Origin of the sequence: Microtetraspora malaysiensis (genome assembly GCF_050947145.1) — a bacterium.
GTDB lineage: Bacteria > Actinomycetota > Actinomycetes > Streptosporangiales > Streptosporangiaceae > Microtetraspora_A > Microtetraspora_A malaysiensis.
The window spans coordinates 3,960,336-3,977,259 of the sequence record NZ_CP191998.1; the positions used below are offsets into that span (position 1 = coordinate 3,960,336).

General features: G+C 69.4%; 15 protein-coding genes. 7 read left to right on the forward strand and 8 right to left on the reverse strand.

Going from position 1 to position 16,924, the window contains the following annotated elements:
* The first annotated feature begins 80 nt into the window (after positions 1-80).
* Complete coding sequence (locus ACQP1V_RS18615; protein ID WP_433424699.1) at positions 81-3,011, forward strand: DUF6351 family protein; 2,931 nt, start codon at positions 81-83, stop codon at positions 3,009-3,011.
* A 95-nt stretch (positions 3,012-3,106) separates the two neighbouring features.
* On the opposite strand, the gene ACQP1V_RS18620 is transcribed toward ACQP1V_RS18615, so the two are convergent.
* On the reverse strand, positions 3,107-3,883 hold the full coding sequence (locus ACQP1V_RS18620; RefSeq protein WP_433424702.1) for a CAP domain-containing protein: 777 nt from the start codon (positions 3,881-3,883) through the stop codon (positions 3,107-3,109).
* Positions 3,884-4,119: 236 nt separating this feature from the next.
* On the opposite strand from ACQP1V_RS18620, the gene ACQP1V_RS18625 reads away from it, so the two are divergent.
* The 3 genes from ACQP1V_RS18625 to ACQP1V_RS18635 are packed head-to-tail and all read left to right on the forward strand — an operon-like array spanning position 4,120 to position 5,476.
* Positions 4,120-4,581 carry an SRPBCC domain-containing protein gene (locus ACQP1V_RS18625; RefSeq protein WP_433424704.1) on the forward strand — a complete coding sequence of 154 codons (462 nt, stop codon included), beginning with the start codon at positions 4,120-4,122 and terminating at the stop codon, positions 4,579-4,581.
* Positions 4,578-4,922, forward strand: a complete 345-nt coding sequence (locus tag ACQP1V_RS18630) for an ArsR/SmtB family transcription factor (protein WP_387410611.1) — start codon at positions 4,578-4,580, stop codon at positions 4,920-4,922. The genes ACQP1V_RS18625 and ACQP1V_RS18630 overlap by 4 nt, the downstream gene beginning before the upstream one ends.
* Positions 4,923-4,966: 44 nt before the next feature.
* Complete coding sequence (locus tag ACQP1V_RS18635) at positions 4,967-5,476, forward strand: SRPBCC family protein (protein WP_433424708.1); 510 nt, start codon at positions 4,967-4,969, stop codon at positions 5,474-5,476.
* Between the two features lie 300 nt (positions 5,477-5,776).
* Here ACQP1V_RS18635 and ACQP1V_RS18640 read toward each other — a convergent pair whose 3' ends face one another.
* The 3 genes from ACQP1V_RS18640 to ACQP1V_RS18650 all read right to left on the reverse strand — a co-directional run bounded on the left by ACQP1V_RS18640 (position 5,777) and on the right by ACQP1V_RS18650 (position 8,750).
* On the reverse strand, positions 5,777-7,111 hold the full coding sequence (locus ACQP1V_RS18640) for an ISL3 family transposase (RefSeq protein WP_433421412.1): 1,335 nt from the start codon (positions 7,109-7,111) through the stop codon (positions 5,777-5,779).
* Positions 7,112-7,404: 293 nt separating this feature from the next.
* Complete coding sequence (locus tag ACQP1V_RS18645; protein WP_433424711.1) at positions 7,405-7,569, reverse strand: hypothetical protein; 165 nt, start codon at positions 7,567-7,569, stop codon at positions 7,405-7,407.
* Positions 7,570-7,628: 59 nt separating this feature from the next.
* Positions 7,629-8,750 (reverse strand): FAD-dependent monooxygenase, encoded by a 1,122-nt coding sequence (locus ACQP1V_RS18650; RefSeq protein ID WP_433424713.1) that lies wholly within the window; start codon positions 8,748-8,750, stop codon positions 7,629-7,631.
* 91 nt (positions 8,751-8,841) lie between these two features.
* Here ACQP1V_RS18650 and ACQP1V_RS18655 point away from each other — a divergent pair, with 91 nt between their 5' ends.
* Positions 8,842-9,756, forward strand: a complete 915-nt coding sequence (locus ACQP1V_RS18655) for a GntR family transcriptional regulator (RefSeq protein WP_433424715.1) — start codon at positions 8,842-8,844, stop codon at positions 9,754-9,756.
* A 25-nt stretch (positions 9,757-9,781) separates the two neighbouring features.
* Here the strand turns inward: ACQP1V_RS18655 and ACQP1V_RS18660 are convergent, their stop codons facing one another.
* From ACQP1V_RS18660 to ACQP1V_RS18675, 4 genes are all read right to left on the reverse strand, one after another.
* Positions 9,782-10,669 carry a hypothetical protein gene (locus ACQP1V_RS18660; RefSeq protein WP_433424718.1) on the reverse strand — a complete coding sequence of 296 codons (888 nt, stop codon included), beginning with the start codon at positions 10,667-10,669 and terminating at the stop codon, positions 9,782-9,784.
* Between the two features lie 86 nt (positions 10,670-10,755).
* Positions 10,756-11,484, reverse strand: a complete 729-nt coding sequence (locus ACQP1V_RS18665) for a class I SAM-dependent methyltransferase (RefSeq protein ID WP_433424721.1) — start codon at positions 11,482-11,484, stop codon at positions 10,756-10,758.
* Between the two features lie 164 nt (positions 11,485-11,648).
* The gene (locus ACQP1V_RS18670) at positions 11,649-12,848 is read right to left on the reverse strand and encodes a sensor histidine kinase (protein WP_433424724.1); all 1,200 of its coding nucleotides are present in this window, start codon (positions 12,846-12,848) and stop codon (positions 11,649-11,651) included.
* 46 nt (positions 12,849-12,894) lie between these two features.
* The gene (locus tag ACQP1V_RS18675; protein WP_433424726.1) at positions 12,895-13,587 is read right to left on the reverse strand and encodes a response regulator transcription factor; all 693 of its coding nucleotides are present in this window, start codon (positions 13,585-13,587) and stop codon (positions 12,895-12,897) included.
* 87 nt (positions 13,588-13,674) lie between these two features.
* On the opposite strand from ACQP1V_RS18675, the gene ACQP1V_RS18680 reads away from it, so the two are divergent.
* Together ACQP1V_RS18680 and ACQP1V_RS18685 are read left to right on the forward strand one after the other, a co-directional pair.
* On the forward strand, positions 13,675-14,379 hold the full coding sequence (locus tag ACQP1V_RS18680; protein ID WP_433424728.1) for an ABC transporter ATP-binding protein: 705 nt from the start codon (positions 13,675-13,677) through the stop codon (positions 14,377-14,379).
* Positions 14,379-16,790 (forward strand): ABC transporter permease, encoded by a 2,412-nt coding sequence (locus ACQP1V_RS18685; RefSeq protein ID WP_433424730.1) that lies wholly within the window; start codon positions 14,379-14,381, stop codon positions 16,788-16,790. Before ACQP1V_RS18680 ends, ACQP1V_RS18685 begins: the two co-directional genes overlap by 1 nt.
* The last annotated feature ends 134 nt before the right edge of the window (positions 16,791-16,924 follow it).

Genomic DNA, 16,924 nt, shown 5'->3' on the forward strand with positions numbered 1-16,924 from the left:
TCGCCGGCCCGTCGACCGTGCGGTCGACGGGCCGGCTGTCGCCCCCGGATTACACCCCCCTTAGCTGACGAGGAGATGTCGTGATCGCGAGGAAGATCGTGAAGTCCTCGATAATCGCGCTGTCCACCGCCGCCGTGCTGACAGCGAGTTCCCTGACGGCCGCGCCACTGTCCGCCGAGACCGCCCAGGCGCAGGACATCGAATGCACGGGCCATCGAGCGATGGGGGCGACCGTCACGGCGTCCTCGACCTACAGCTCGGCCTACGGCGCGAAGAACGCCATCGACGGCGCGTGCGCGGAGTCCTCACGCTGGATGTCGTCGACGAGCGACGCCACCCCCACGCTGACGATCACCTTTCCGGCCGAGACCCGGGTCGGGACGGTCGGGATATACAGCGGCTCCGGCTGGCCCACCCCCTTCGCCGACACGGTTCTCGTGGACTTCGCCGTCGAGGCCCGGACCGACGCCGGCTGGGTGGCGGTCGGCACGGCGACCGACAACACCAAGCCGGTGGTCACGTTCACCACCGACATCGTGGCAAGTGCGCTTCGCCTGGTGATCACCAAGAAGTCGCGGCACAGCACGGACGCGGCCCGCGTGTACGAGGTGGTCGTCCGGGCGCCCGGTGAGGGGCCGCCCACGCCGCAGGCCACAGCCGCCGACGACTTCTACACCACGCCGGAGGCGACCGAACTGACGGTTGACGCGCCCGGCGTGCTCGGCAACGACCCCTTCCCCGACGGCGTCACCCCCACGGTGGCGGCCTGGTTTCAGCCGTCCCACGGCGTCCTGACGACCTCCCCGGACGGCGCGTTCCGCTACCGCCCGGACCGCGGGTACGCCGGCGTGGACACGTTCACGTACGAGGTCGGCGACGGCGACAAGCGGTCGACCGCGACCGTCACGATCACCGTGACCGCCGCGCCGGACAAGGCGGGGCCGGGGGAGCTGCGGATCACCGCGATCTCCGGCAGAGCCGACATGGTGACCCGGGGCGACTCGCTGCTCCGGATCGACCTGCCGCGCGCCGTTCCACGCGAGAGCCTGCGCGTGACATTGAACGGCCGGACCGATGTCACGCCGGCCTTCCGGAACGGACCGGGTGCCGACGAGCTGGTCGGGCTGGTGACCGGCCTGCGGGAGGGGCGGAACACGGTCGAGGTGACCGCGCAGGTCCCGCGTCGGCCGCGTGGCTCGATCACGCTGGTCAATTATCCGGCGCACGGCCCGGTGTTCTCCGGCCCGCACCAGCAGCCGTTCGCCTGCGAGACCGCGGCGTTCCAGATCCCGGTGATCGGCGGGACCCTCGGTGAGCCGCTCGACGCGAACTGCGCGATCAAGGCCAGGGTCGACTACTTCTATCGATCGTCGGCCGGCGCGTACCGGCGCTGGCCGGCCGACGCGACCGCGTACCCCGCCGACCTGGCCACCACGACGAACTCGCTCGGCGTCACGGTCCCGTTCATCGTCCGGATGGAGACGGCCGGCGCCAACCGCGCGGTGGCCCAGATGACCATGCTGCACGACCCGCTGGCCGAACCGGAGCCGTCTCCCACCGTGCGCCCCGCCGGCTGGAACGGCCGGGCCGTGTTCACCCTCGGCGGCGGCTGCGCGGGCGGGTGGTACCGGTCGGGTAGCAGCACCGGCACCGTCACCGACCCCTTCCTGCTCGGCCGCGGGTTCGCGCTGATGTCGTCCTCGCTGAACGTGTTCGAGAACAACTGCAACGACGTCGTCGCGGCCGAGTCGGCGATGATGACGAAGGAGCTGTTCGTCGAGAGACACGGCCCGGTGGAGCACGCGATCGGCTACGGCTGCTCCGGCGGGTCGTACCAGGCTCACCAGATCGCCGACAACTACCCGGGCATCTTCGACGGCATCGTCGTGGGCTGCTCGTTCCCCGACGTCGGCATCAGCACGGTCAACTTCCTCACCGACGCGCGGCTGCTCGACACGTACTTCACCACGGGAGCGACGGTCCCGTGGACAGACGAGCAGAAGCGCCGGGCGTCCGGCTTCGCCACCGCCGCCATGGTGTCCGCCATGTCACGGGGCGCCTCCCGGATCGACCCGCGGCAAAACTGCGAGATCGTGCCGGAACAGCTGCGGTACGACCCGGCCGCCAACCCGACCGGCGTCCGCTGCGGCGTGTACGACCACGCGATCAACGTGTACGGCGCCGACCCGGCCACCGGTTTCGCCCGCAGACCACTGGGCAACGTCGGCATCCAGTACGGGCTCGGCGCCCTGAACGACGGGCACATCACGCCGGAACAGTTCCTCGACCTCAACGAACGTGTCGGCGGCCTCGACGCCGACGCCGACGTCGTGCCGCGGCGGACCGAGGCCGACCCGGAGGCCACGCGGATCGCCTACCACACCGGACGGGTGACGAGCGGCGGCCGTGGGCTGGCCGCGATACCGATCATCGACTACCGCTCGTACTGGGACGACGTGTCCTGGGGCGACATCCACGTCCGCTACCACACGTTCTCCGTACGGGAACGGCTGAGGGAGGCCAACGGCACCGCGGCCAACCACGTCAGCCTGCTGGAGGACGCCCGATACGGGCTGTTCAGCACCGAGAGCCCGTTGGTGCGGCACGCGGTGACCCAGATGGACCACTGGCTGACCAACCTCGACGGCATGCGCCCGGGCGGGAAGCAGATCACGCGGATCGTCGCCGCCCGGCCGGCCACCCTGGTCGAGGGCTGCAACACCCGCGACGCGGAACCACGCTTCGTGGCTGAGTCCCTGGTCCGGGACCCGGCGAGCGCCTGTGAGCGGATGTATCCGACCGCGTCCTTCCCCCGGGAGGTGGCAGGGGAGGACGTCACCGCCGACATCATCACCTGCCGGCTGGCCCCGCCGAGGCGCGACGGCTACGCGGTGACGTGGACCGGCGAGCAATGGGACCGGCTGCGGACGATCTTCCCTCGCGGGGTGTGCGACTACTCCAAGCCGGGCGTGTCCCAGCAGCGGACGGGAGCCACCTGGCTCCGCTTCTGACGACGGACTCCGCAGGTTCACCCTGATCGAGGCCGGGGGCGGAGCGTGCCGGCACGCTCCGCCCCCGGGCGACTCGACAGGAAGGACGACGGCGTTCAGGTGCAGCGGCCGAACATCTGCACGTACGTCACCGCGGGAGTGATGGACCCGGCGGCCGGATCCGCGCTCCCCAGGGCGGTCTTGGCGTACATCACGGTGAAAGCCGGGTTGAGGATGTTGTCGCGGTGCGTCTTGCTGTTCATCCACCACGTGACGGCCGCGCGCGGCGTGACGTAAGCGGACCCCCACCCCACGTAGGCGTTCTCGGCGACGGAGAACGAGGCGCAGCGGCGGCCGTAGCCCACCGCCTGGGCCCGGCTGAGCGGGGTCGAGCCGGTTTCCGGATTGATGTGCGGATCGCACATGGTGGGGTCGCCCTTCATGGGGAGGCAGTTCTTACCCGGCTCCACATTTCCCCACCAGCGAAGGGCGACGGCGTCCGCGGCGTGTCGGGCCGCGGCGGCGCCGAGTGTGAGGGTCCCTTTGCCCAGCCCGATGGGTCGCGTCAGCGGTTGCATGGCGGTCCGTTCGGCGTTGACCAGACACAGAACCGCCAACTCGATTGTGTTCGTCTGCATCCTGAAGTCGAAACGTCCCCGAACGGTGTCGGGGAACGCGGACGCGGGCCGGTAGATCATGTCGATGTTCGCGCAGGTTCCGGCGCCTTTCAGCGCCGGGGCCGCGGCGGCCGCCGGCTGTGCCAGAGAAACGGCGCCGGTCAGGCTCGACAGGAGGGCACCGGTCACGGCGACGGCGATCCGTCGGCGGCGTGCCACGGAGCTGTCGCGGACGAGTCGCCGTGGCGTGCGGGAGAACGGTAAGAGGCTGCTCATGGGGGGCTCCTCGGCGTCGGTGTTCCTCAGTGATAGGCCGGGGGCCTTTCAGCCGCCTTGCGCCGCCCTTTAAGAACTCCTAACAAAAAGGATCTTGGAATAGGTTGATCATCGCTGCGCGGCGTGCCGAGCGCCATCGGTGGTCAGAGGTGTGCCGACTCGCAGCAACCGATGGTTGCGTGTCAGGGCGCCGTGACCTAAAGTGCAACCAATGGTTGCTGGTCGGAGGAGGGGCCATGGAGTACGGCGCCATAGCGCGCGAGATCCACATCGACGCCACTCCCGACGTGGTCTACGAGGTCATCACGAAGCCTGAGCACATTGTGCAATGGTGGGGCTTTGACGCGTCGTTCCCGGCCGTGCCGGGCGGCGACGGGCGGATGACCAAGCAGCGGCGGGACGGTGTCGGCACGCTCGTCGTGCCGATCCACGTCGTCGAGGCGGACGCGCCGCGGCGATTCGTCTTCCGCTGGGTTCACCCAGAGGATCAGCAGGCGACGCCGCAGAACTCGTTCCTCGTGATGTTCGAGCTGGTGCCTGCCAACGGTGGGACCCTGTTGCGCCTGACCGAGGCCGGCTTCCGGGAGATCGGCTGGGAGGCCGCACAGCTCGAGGCGCATTACCGCAGCCACTGTGCCGGCTGGGACCAGCACCTCCCGAACCTGGCGGCGTACGCGGCGGGCCTGGTGCGGTCGTGACCCCGACGATCGACGACGAGCTGTGGGCGGCCATCGGTGACCCGACCCGGCGTCGCCTGCTGGACCTGCTGCTCGCCGACGGCTCCGGCACGGCGACGAGCCTGAGTGGCCATCTGCCGGTGACGCGCCAGGCGGTCGCGAAGCATCTGGGTGTCCTGGAGCGCGCCGAACTGGTCGTGCCCCGCAAGGACGGCCGCGAGGTGCGTTACGTCGTCAACGAAGCGCAGTTCTCCCGCGCCGTCGAGCAACTGGCCTCGGTCGGCGCGGCGTGGGACGCACGCCTACGTCGCATCAAGACGATCGCCGAGTCGATCCAGGCGCTGCGATCGAAAATCGAGTAGGCCCGATCATCGCGGGTGAAACGTGCCGGAAAGGAATCAATCCAATGACGAATACCGAACAACCCCCCGCAACGAACGCGAAGGCGAACGGGGACTATCAGAAGACGATCCGCGTCCAGGCGCATCCGGACAAGCTGTTCGACGCCATCACTATCCCCTCCGGCCTGACCGCTTGGTGGACGGATGCCACGGGATCCGGCGACACCGGCGGCGAACTCCAGTTTTCCTTCGATCCTGCCGAACCGTGCGTGATGTATGTCGATGAGGCGACGCGGCCGTTTTCGGTGCAATGGACCGTCATCTCGTGCGACTTTCTCCCTGACTGGGTTGATACGCGTCCGACCTTCACCATCACCCCGGTCGGTGGCGACGCGTCCGAACTCCAGTTCCGCCACCAGGGTCTGACCCAGGAGCTGGAGTGCATCGAGCAGTGCACGCGCGGCTGGGATCACTTCCTTGAGAGCTTGCGTCAGTACGTCGAGCTTGGCCGCGGTATGCCGCGCGGCAGTAGCGCAGACAACGCCCGCCGCATGCAGGAGAGTGCGGGATCATGACAAAGGTAATCTTTGGGAACCATTCGGCGCTTCGAGTGCGCCGGACGGAACGGGACAGAATTCGGAAGTTTTACCGCGATGTCCTGGGCTGTGAACTCACCAGGGAGTTCGACGACAAGGACGACTTTCGAATAGGAGACGGGTTCTATATTGCGTTTCTCTACGAAAGCGGTGACGGGCGCGAGGCGGACAAAGGTGTGACCTATGCCGCGGAGGATGCCCTGAGCGATGACGACTTCTTGAAGGCGATCTTCCTGGAGCTGAAGGCGGAGGACGTTGCGAAAATGCGGGTCTACGAATTTAGGCGGGGATGGTTCGACTCCGGCTCGCGCGAGTGGTTGCGCAGCGTGATCGAAGGCGTTGGTTGCTCGTGTTGCGGAAGCCGTAGGCGCAGCGCGCTTCGAGCTTGATCACCCGGTTGGTGCCCTCGCTCTTGGCGTTGGTGATGCCGGTGAGGAGGAACGCCTCGATCTGTGGCCACCAGGCGGCGATGGTCTCGGCGAGGGTGACGAGTTCGGGCAGGTAGGCGTGGTCGGCGCACCAGACGTAGAAGGCATGCAGGCGGTGGCTGATCTGTGATCGGGCCGGGTTGGTCCGGGCCAGGGCGAGCAGGCGGCGCAGTTTCTCCTTGGCGCGCCAGCCGGCCAGGATGTGCTTGCCGTAGGTGCCGGTCCGCTTCAGGTCACGCTCCAGGTCGGAGCGCTGCTGGTCGGTCAGGTCCTCGCTGTTGGAGCGCAGCAGCCTGCGGTGGTCGAACTCCGGGTCGCCTGCCCGGCCGCGGCGTCCGCGCATCTTCCACGTCAGCCGTCGTCGCAGTTCGGCGAGCTTGGTGTTGGCCAGCTGCACCAGGTGGAAGTGGTCGACGACGATGACGGCGTGGGGCAATGCGGTACGGATCGCCGACCGGAACACGGTGCACATGTCGATCGCCACGTGCGTGACGGCGTTTCTCCACTCGGCGGGGCGGGCGGTCAGCCACGTGGCGACCGCCGTCGAGACGCGGCCCTCGACCTGACCGAGCAGCCCTTGACCGCCCGAAAGGTCGGTGAACCCGACGTGCCATCGGTCCGCGACAAGCCGATATTTCCCGGTGGCCGGGTCGAGTTCCCAGCGGGGACGGCCCCGGCGGATCTCATCGATCCCGATCGCCTCCGTCGGCTTGGGCTGCTCGGGAAGCACCTGTGCGGCGTAGGCGCGCATCTCGCGCATCGCCACCGGCCAGGACACGCGATGGTCGCGGGCGGCCTGGGCCACCGTACGCCCGCCATCGGCCACCGCCCGCCCGCATGCGCGGCGCAGCCGGGCCGTCGTCCGCATCCCGGCACTGACCTGCGCGATCTGCTCGGTGAACGACCCGCGTGGGCACAACGTCTCCCGGCAGATCCAGCGGCGCTTGTGCCACAGCAGCGTGATCGGCTCGCCACCCACGCACAGGTCACGCGGCGAGGTGACCACGCGCTGCTTGACCTGCGTCGAAAGTACCCCGCATGTCGGGCAGGCCCGTGCGGCCTCATCGTCGGTGACCACGTGGGCCACGCGATGGCCATCGTCGCCGCGCTCCACCGCCGTGACCGCCAGGCCTTCCAGGCCCAGCAGGAGTGTCGCGTTCGAGGAGATCTCTGTAGTGTTGTGCACGCCCGTGGTTTCTTGAAGATCGGCTGCCTAGACAACAGTCATGATCCACAAGAGCCGCGGGCTTCGCATATCCGGGGTCGGCCTACACCTCGGTCGTCACTCACCGTGATCGCCTACCGAGATGCGCGGCGGACCTCCCCGATCAAGCTCGAAGAGCCGAAAATGCGGCAGGAAATTGCCGACTTCGGCGTCAAAGTACTCGAGGTGCCGGATCCGCACCTGTACTTTCAAGCCCCGGGAGGACAAGTGTTCCGGCTGGTTGGCACCAACGAGGACCTCTCCAGGTATGAGGGCTACCGATAGGGGTCTTCCCGCCGGTCCCCTCGTGCCCACAGGCCGATCGCGGTGCCGAGCAGGACGACCGCAGCGGCCAAGTAGATGATCCGGTACGGGACATGTTCGATCACGGCCGCGCCGCTTGCCAGTGCGAGCGGCTGAGGTCCGAACAGCACCAGCATGACCGGCGGCCACCCGGCTCCTCAGTTCGGACGGCGCCGGGTCCCGCCCGCCCGGCTTCTCACAGCTCCGGGAGCTCGATCGCGTTCTTGACGTCGTCCAGCGGGCTCTCGCCCTCCGGGTTCTGCTCCATGTGCTCGCGGTTCTGCTCGATCAGCGCCTGGTTGAGCTCGACGAACGGCCGCATCCGAGCCTCGTAGGCGGCGAACGCGGTTTCGTACCCGGACCTGGCAAGCTCGGCGGCCAGGACGTACGCGCCGATCAGCGCCAGGCTGGTGCCCTGCCCGGACAGCGGTGAGGCGCAGTAGCCCGCGTCGCCGAGCAGCGTCACCCGGCCGGCCGACCAGCGGTCCATGTGCACCTGGGCCATCGAGTCGAAGTAGAAGTCCGGCGCGCTCCACATCGCCTTGACCAGCCGGGGCACCTCCCAGCGCGCGTGCGCGAGTCGCTCGGCCACGAGCCGCCTCTGCGCCTGGATGTCGCGGTGGTCGTACTCGACCGGGTCCTCGCTCTGGAAGCCGATGTTGACGCGGAGTTCGGCGTTGCCGCGCACGGGATAGATGACGCCGCCCACCGTGCCGTCGTTGAACCAGGTCTGCCAGTCCTCCAGGCCCAGGTAGTTCTCCATGGAGAAGATCGACACGTAGGTCCCGAGGTGACGGACGAAGTCCCGCTCCGGGCCGAAGGCGAGCCTGCGCACGATCGAGTGCAGGCCGTCCGCGCCGACCAATAGGTCGAAGGTGCGCGGAGCCGAGCGTTCGAAGGTGACGTGCACGCCGTGCTCGTCCTGGACGATCGAGGTGATGGAGTCCCCGAAGACGTACTCGACGTCCTGGCGCGTCCTGTCGTAGAGGAGGCCGGAGAGGTCGTCGCGGAGCACCTCCACGTCCTCACTGTCGAGCCGGCCGCTGGACAGCGCCACCTCCGTGGACCGCCACAGCTCGTTGCCGTCGCCGTCCAGCATGGACATGCCCTTCATGTGGGTACGGCACCGCTGCAGATCGGCGAGGATTCCCAGGCGCTCGGCGACCGTGAGCGCGACGCCGCGTACGTCGATCGCCTGCCCGCCGGGGCGCGGGGCGGGGGCGCGTTCGACCACGGTGACGGTGAAGCCGTGCCGGCTGAGGAAGTACGCGAGCGCGGGTCCGGCGACGCTCGCACCGGAGATCAGGATGGAAGCCATGAGTCCTTGGTATCCCCGTCCGCCGCGCGGCGCCCAACTGTGCTAGAACAGATCCGCCCGTCTCCCGCCTTATCTGTACTAGGACAGATCGATGGAGTCCCCGTACCTGCGGATCGCGGCCGAGCTCCGGCGGCGCATTCACTCAGGCGAACTCGCCCCCGGCGACAAGGTGCCCTCGACCCGCGCGGTCGCCCGTGACTTCACGGTCGCGCTGGCCACCGCGGCGCGGGCGCTCGCCGTACTCAAGGAAGAGGGCCTCGTGGAGGCCAGGCCGAGGTCGGCGACGGTGGTGGCCGCCACGCGGAGCCGGCCGCGACGGCGCGCCGGGCCGGTGGAGCTGACGCGCGAGGGGATCGTGCGCGAGGGGGCCGCGATCGCCGATGCCGAAGGGCTGGGCGCGGTGACCATCCGAGCGGTGGCCGCGCGCCTCGGTGTCGCGGCGGCGGCGGTCCACCGGCACGTGCGAGGCAGGGACGAGCTGGTCTTCGGCATGGCCGATCTCGCCTACGGCGAAGGGCGCTACCCGGCCGGCACGCTCAGCAGGCGGGAGCGGCTTGAGACGGTCGCGCGCACGCTGTGGCAGATCTACCGGAGGCATCCGTGGCTGCCCAACCTGACTCCGCTCGACCGTCCCCTTCCGCTGCCCGGACTGCTCCGGCACGGCGAGCAGCTGTTGCGCGCGCTGGACGGCCTCGGGCTCGCGCCCGAGGCCATGCTCACGATCGAGGTCCTGATCTACGCCCACGTGCAGGGGCTCGCCGTGCACATCGAACGGGAGACGCAGGCGATGGCGGCCACCGGGCTGTCCAGCGACCAGTGGCTCGACACCCAGGGACGGACGATGAGCGCCTTCGTCACCTCCGGCCGGTACCCCATGTTCACCAAGACGATCACGGGACTCGGCGCGGAAGGCTACGACTTCGACCTCGACAACATCTTCGAGACCGGGCTCCAGGCGCTCCTCGACGGCCTGCGCATCGAGAGTCTCAGCCGGTCCACGTCCTGACGGGAGCGCTCTACCGGGCGCCCACTCAGAGCCTGCCGTTGCGGCGCAGGATGTCGACGGCCCGGACGGTGGTGTGGCCGCGCCAGTCCAGGGAGCCCGCCGGAGAGATCGTGGCGTAGTCGACGATCCAGCCGCCGTCGTCCTGCTGGAGGGCGGCCAGGCGGTCGAGATCCGCCGAGATCACCGCCGGGTCGAACAGATCACGCGCCGGCCGGTCGGGGTAGGGGGCGAAGTCGAGCGGGCGCACCATCTCCTGCTCCGTGCCGCCCTCGACGCGCACCCGTCCGTCGGCGGGGACGTACTTGCCCAGCCGCCGCAGGAGATCGGCCGCCTCGGGGTGGGTGTCGTACACGGCGTCCAGGAAATGCACCGCGAAGAGCAGCACGTACGCCAAGGGGGCGCGGTCGATCGCCTCGATCGCGCGCAGGCAGTAGCGGGTGGCCCGCTCCAGCCAGGGATGCGCGGCCAGGGCGGGGTCGTGGGCGGCGACGCGCCAGGCCGCGGCCGCGGTCACGGCGGTGGTCTGCGGTGCCGACACCGAGGGGTCGGCCTCCCTCCACCAGGGGGCCGTGCCCGCCGTGACGGTCAGGGGCAGCGCGAACGGCAGGCCCCCGTCGGGCAGGGAGACCGACTCCAGCCAGTCGCACAGCGCGGAGGCGTGCGGGGCGATGACCGGTGCGACGTCCTCGAACACCTCGAAGGCGTGCAGCGCGGCCCCGGGCTGGCTCCCCGGCGAGCGGAGGTCGGGTTCCAGGCCCCAGCCGTATCCGCCGTCGGGGTTGCGGTAGCCGTCCAGGGCGGCCAGCGCGGCGGCGGGGTCCGTTCGGTTCAGCAGCAGCTCGAAGCGGCGGCGGTCCAGGACGCGCGCGTGCGCGGCCATGAAGGCGTCCGCCGCGGAAAGGTCGACGTTCATGCCTGCAGCCTGCCTCGGCGAGGAGGCCGGTGTCTTGAAGGAATCGGCCGTCCCTGGGCGCCCGCGAGGGGGTAAGCCGGACGGCTTCAGGACGCGCGCTCCGCGACGAACACGAACTCGCGACCCGGCCGGTCAGGGGCTTCTCGCACGTCCACCACCCGGTAACCGCCTGCGGCCAGGCTCGTCTCCACCTCGTCGCGGTCGCGGAACCGGAGGGTCGAGTCCGAGGTGACGACGGCGCCGTCCGCCAGGAACCGGTAGGTGTGGCGGAAGGAGACGAACGGCAGGCTCACGTCGGTGACCTCAAGACGCTGCTCCACCGATCCGGCCCCCGGGACGTCGAGGGTGACCGGAGCGGTGTCGGCGGCCCAGTCCTCCCACGCCCGGCGCTCGGGACGCCTGGTCTCGAAGACGAGGTGACCACCCGGGCGCAGCGCGGCGTGGACGCCCTGGAGGGTCCGTGCCCAGTCGTCGTCGGTGAGAAAGACCTGCGCCACGTTGCCGGTCATCACCGCGAGGTCGGCGTCGAGGGCCGGAACGGTCGTGGCGTCGCCGTGAATCCAGGTGATCCTGCCGGCCGGATCCTTCGCCCTCGCGACCTCAAGCGACGCCTCGGCCGGATCGACCCCCACGACCGTGCGGCCGCCGTCGGCGAGCAGGAGCGCCAGGCTCCCCGTCCCGCATCCGACATCGAGCACACGCTCCGCGCCCAGCTCGTCGGCGATGGCGAGGTACGCCGCCAGATCGTCGCGGTCTCCGTCGAAAGCGTCGTACACGAGTGCGAGGCGGGGATGGCTGAAGATCGCGTCGGGCATCCGGCAACCCTATTCACGCCCGGCCGCTCCGGCGACGGATTTTTCGGTCCGTCACCGGAGCACTCGGCACAGCGGCCGGGACTCGCTGGTAATCGAAGCCGGGGATGGTCGGTGGGGCTCGTCCGGTTCTGTGGCCGTACGCGACCACGTTGTGCGGTACCTGACTATTTGGCGGCATGCGGTGGTGGGGCGGGCAGCCGGACGACGATATGGAGCCCGCCCGCAGGGCGCGGGACGACAGTGAGGGATCCGTCGTGTACTCGGGTGATGCTCTTGACGATTGCCAGGCCGAGGCCGACGCCTGCGTGGTCGTTGCGTATTCGTCCGGTGCCGCGCTGAAACGGTTCGGTGAGTGTCGAGACCAACTGTGAAGACAGCTTCTCGCCGCTGTTTTCGACAGTGAGTACCACGGTCTCGGGGTGGACGCTGGTCTTGATCCACACGGTGCCCTGTTCGGGCAGGTTGTGCACGATCGCGTTGTGCACAAGGTTCGTCGTCATCTGCAGCAGGAGCGCGTGCGACCCGATGGCCGGGGTGATGTCACCGGAGGTATCGATGGTGACACCACGTTTCTCGGCGAGCGGGAGCAGTGTTTCGATGGCCTCTTCGACGAGTAGGGACAGGTCGACACATTCTCGGGTGAAGGACCTCTGGTCAGCGCGGCTTAGCACGAGTAGCGCCTCAGTGAGGTCGATCGCACGGGCGTTGACGGCGTGAAGACGGTCGACGAGTTCGCCATGGTCGTGTGCCGGATCATTGCGGGCCACGTCGAGAAGTGACTGCGAGATCGCCAGTGGGGTGCGCAGTTCGTGGGAGGCGTTGGCCGCGAATCTCTGCTGTTCGGCGACGTGTGCTTCGAGCCGTGCGAGCATGGCGTCGAAGGCGTCGGCGAGTTCGCTGAACTCGTCTGTGCGGCCCTCCAACTGGATCCGGTGGGAGAGGGATCCGTTCGCGGCCCTGCGTGTGGCGTCGGCGATGCGGGTCAGCGGGGCGAGCATGCGGCCGGCGAGAATCCACCCTCCCACGAGACCGAACACCAGCAGGAACGCCAACACCGCGGCTGCCGCCGGCGCGAAGGTACGCAGGAGGACGCGGCGGTTGGGCGCCACGCCGAGAAGGCCGCGCGCACTGTCGGGCACGTAGGACAGGAGGAACACCCACACGGCCGCGAGGAGCAAGGCACCGGCAAGCATGAGGAACCCGGCATAGCTGAGGGTGAGTTTGAGGCGAACGCTCAAACCAGGCGCTCTAGGTCGTGTCTGACAAATCAAGCCCTGCTGCGCGCGGCCCAGACGGCGCCTCGCTGCGTTGTCGTCGTCGGCCGTAGGCTCCGCTACGGCCTCCTCCTCCGCCTTGCGATGCATCCACCTGGATCCGCGCTCGCTACGGGCAGCATTTGTCAGACACTCCCTAGCCACGGCCTCCTCCCTCACCGGTGCCGAGTGCTGTGTCGATGCGGTAGCCGACGCCGGCCACGGTGGCGATGATCCCGGGTTCGCCGAGCCGTTTGCGCAGCGCCGAGACAGTGATGCGTACGGCGTTGGTGAAGGGGTCGGCGTTCTCGTCCCACGCTCGCTCCAGGAGTTCTTCGGCGCTGACGACACCGCCTTCGGCGGCGATGAGGACTTCGAGCACGGCGAACTGTTTCCGGGTGAGTGCGACGTAGCGGCCGTCGCGGAAGACCTCGCGGCGGAACGGATCCAGACGCAGGCCGGCGATCTCTCGTACGGGTGGTCTGTTGTGGGCGCGCCTGCGGTCGAGTGCTCTGAGACGGAGCACGAGTTCTCGGAGTTCGAAGGGCTTCGTGAGGTAGTCGTCGGCGCCGAGTCCGAACCCGGAGGCCTTGTCGTCGAGCCGGTCGGCAGCGGTGAGCATGAGGATGGGCATGCCGCTGCCGGAGGCGACGATGCGTTTGGCGATCTCGTCGCCTGAGGGGCCGGGGATGTCGCGGTCGAGGACGGCGATGTCGTAGGCGTTGGTGCCCAGCAGTTCCAGAGCGGTGTGACCGTCGCCGGCGATGTCGGCGGCGATCGCCGCCAGGCGTAGGCCGTCGCGGATGGCTTCTGCCAGGTAGGGCTCGTCCTCGACGATCAACACACGCATGCTCTCGATGCTAGGAGCCGGAGCATTTCGTCGGCATATCGAAAACCACATACGTGCTGACAACACCGCGCCGCCTTGACTGGCGGCATGACGATCACCACCCGGCAAGGCGCGCAGGAAACCGTGGCCGCCGGCGCGCGGAACCTGACCAAGACCTACGGCCACGGTGATGCCCAGGTGCGTGCCCTGCGCGGCATCGACTTCGACCTCCCACGAGGCAGGTTCACCGCGATCATGGGACCGAGCGGGTCGGGCAAGTCCACGCTGATGCACTGCCTGGCCGGACTCGACCAGCCCAGCGGCGGCACCGTCACCGTGGCGGGCACCGACCTCGGATCACTCGATGACGACGCGCTCACGATCTTCCGCCGCGAGCACATCGGCTTCGTGTTCCAGTCGTTCAACCTGCTGCCGATGCTCACCGCGGGCGAGAACATCGTGCTCCCGCTTGAGCTGGGCGGTCGCCGGATCGACGACGCGGCACGGGAGCGCGCGCGCATGCTCGCCGACACCCTCGGCGTGGCCGACCGGCTCGGCCACCGCCCCGCGGAGCTGTCCGGCGGTCAGCAGCAGCGGGTCGCGATCGCCCGGGCCCTGATCACCGAGCCGGATCTGCTGTTCGCCGACGAGCCCACCGGAAACCTGGACAGCACCACGTCGGCGGAGGTGCTGGATCACCTGCGCCGGTCGGCGCGCGAACTCGGCCAGACCGTCGTGATGGTCACCCACGAGCGGGACGCGGCGACGTACGCCGACTACGTGGTCACCATGCAGGACGGGCGGATCGCCTGATGCGTACCGTCTTTCTCGCGTCGCTGCGCACCCACATCCGCAGGTACGTCGCAGCGGCGATCGCGGTCATCGTCGGAGTCGCTTTCGTCGTCGTGGTCGGCGTGCTCACGTCCGGGGCAGTTAGCGGACTCATGAACGGCTTGGGGGCGCCGTACCGCAATGCCGACCACGTGGTCTCGCCGGTGGGGTGGCCATCGTCCGAGCTGGACCGGGAGGTCGTGATCGCATTCGCCGAGCGGCACGGAGAGAACGCATTCGCGATCGGCCGGGCGATGCTGCCGGCGCGCGCGGGCGGCCGGCGGCTCTCCGAAACGGCCGTTGGGCCGATCGCCACCTCGGAGGAGTGGTGCTGGCAGGAGCTCAGCTCGGGTCGCTTCCCCGCACGCACGGGCGAGGCGGTGGTGGACGTGTACTACGCCTTGGCCGAGAAGGTCGCGGTCGGCGATCGGGTTCGGATCGGCGAGGGCGCCGCCGCGCGCGACGTACGAGTGGTCGGTCTCGTGGAGTCGCCCTCGCCCTCGGCTCAGGCCTCGGTGTACGTCACCTGGCCGCAGTTGCTGCAGTGGCGCGACCACCTCCATCTGGGCACGGTGGCGGTGCGCGGGGAGGTAGGCCGGCTCCCGGAAGGCGCGAAGGCGCAGTCGCCGGAGGGGTTCGCCGCGGAGCGGCTGACCAATGTCCAGAACAGGGTGGACAGCTTGTCGGTGATGCTGCTGTTGTTCGCCGGCATCGCGCTCTTCGTCTCGGTCCTGGTCATCGCGAACACGTTCTCCATCCTCTTCGCGCAACGACTTCGCGACTTCGCACTGCTGCGCTGCATCGGCGCGACCCGGCGGCAGGTGGTGCGTTCGATACGCCGCGAGGCGGCCGCCGTCGGGGTGCTCGCGTCGCTGACCGGGACACTGGTCGGCGCCGGTCTCGGCTATGGGCTGATCGCCCTGATCAACGCCCTCGCGCCCACCGCCCCGATGGGCGCCGCCGAGCTGCCCACGCTCTGGCTACTGGGAGGGTTCGCCGCCGGCCTGGTGGTCACCATGGTCGCGTCCTGGTTGCCGACCCGGCGTGTGGTCCGGGTGCACCCGCTGGCGGCGCTTCGCCCGGATGCCGCGGTCGACGTACACACGGCCACCGGCCTGGTGCGGCTCGCGCTTGCCGCGATCCTCCTGGTTGCCGGGCCGGCCCTGCTCGGGGTGGCGATGGTCCAGGACAGTACGGCGTTCATGGTGGCAGGCGGAGGATCGGTGTTCGCCGGCGTACTCCTCTTCGGGCCGGTGCTCGTCCCCCGCCTGGTCCGGATCACCGGCGCGCTGCTCGGCCCTGCCGGGCGGCTGGCGACCAAGAACGCTGTACGCAATCCGCGGCAGACCGCCACCACCACTGCCTCCTTGCTGGTCGGCGTCACCCTGACGACCGCCGTGCTCACCGGGATGGCCACGTGGCGTTCGGCGTTGGATGAGCAGATCGGTAGGGACCACCCCATCGATGTCGCGCTCACCTCGCCCGAGGGGCCGGTCACCACCGAGCTCCTCAACCGGGTACGTCGCACTCCCGGTGTGGAGCAGGCCATTTCAGTGGACGGCGCCGTGGCCCGAGTGGCCGGGCTCGACAAACCGATCCCGGTTGTCACCGCGCCGGCCGCGGAGCACGTGGCCCGCGACGGCGGGACGTTCGCCCGGGTGGAGCCGGGGAAGATCGGAATCGATTCCGAGGTCTTCGGCAAGGACCTGAGTCTCCGGCCCGGTGACCGGGTCACGGTGCGCGTCGGCGACCGGCGAGCCCAGTTGCAGGTCGCCGTCGGCACCGGCTGGGGCCCGGTGGGCGTGGTCGCGCCCGAGACGCTGGCGACGCTCACCGACGCCCCCGAGCCACATGCCATCTGGATCCGCGCCTCCTCCGGCGCCGACCCGGCTCGACTTGGCGGTGACCTGGACGAGCTGGCGGATCCGGTTGGCGCGACGATCGAGAACGGGTTGCGGACCTGGGAGTCGCTGGACCAACAGCTGGAAATTTACACCTGGTCAGCGCTCGGCCTGCTCGGCATCGCCGTCGTGATCGCCCTGATCGGGATCGCGAACACCCTGGGACTCTCCGTACTCGAACGCGCCCGCGAGCACGCGATGCTGCGTGCGCTCGGGCTCACCCGCAGGCAGCTGCGGTGGATGCTGGCGACCGAGGCGGTGCTGCTGTCGGTGGTGGCCACCCTGCTCGGCACCGTGATCGGCGTCGGGTTCGCCTGGGTCGGCTACGAGACGCTCGTGACGCGGGCGCTCAGCGACGCCACCATGCACGTCCCCTGGCTGTCACTCGGCGTCGTCGTCCTCATCGCCGCCCTGGCCGGACTCCTCGCCGCTGTTCTCCCGGCGCGCCGGGCCGCTCGGGTGACTCCGGCCGCCGGGCTGTCCCTCGACTGATGCCCTCGTCAGTCGCTTGGCCGGCGGCTGCTGACGTCCGCCAGTTATGCGCGGCGCCGGCCTGGTTCGCCGCCATCACCACCGCGCTCAACCCCTCAGCCTGCCCGGTCACCGAGGAGAGGTGGCTTTTCGCC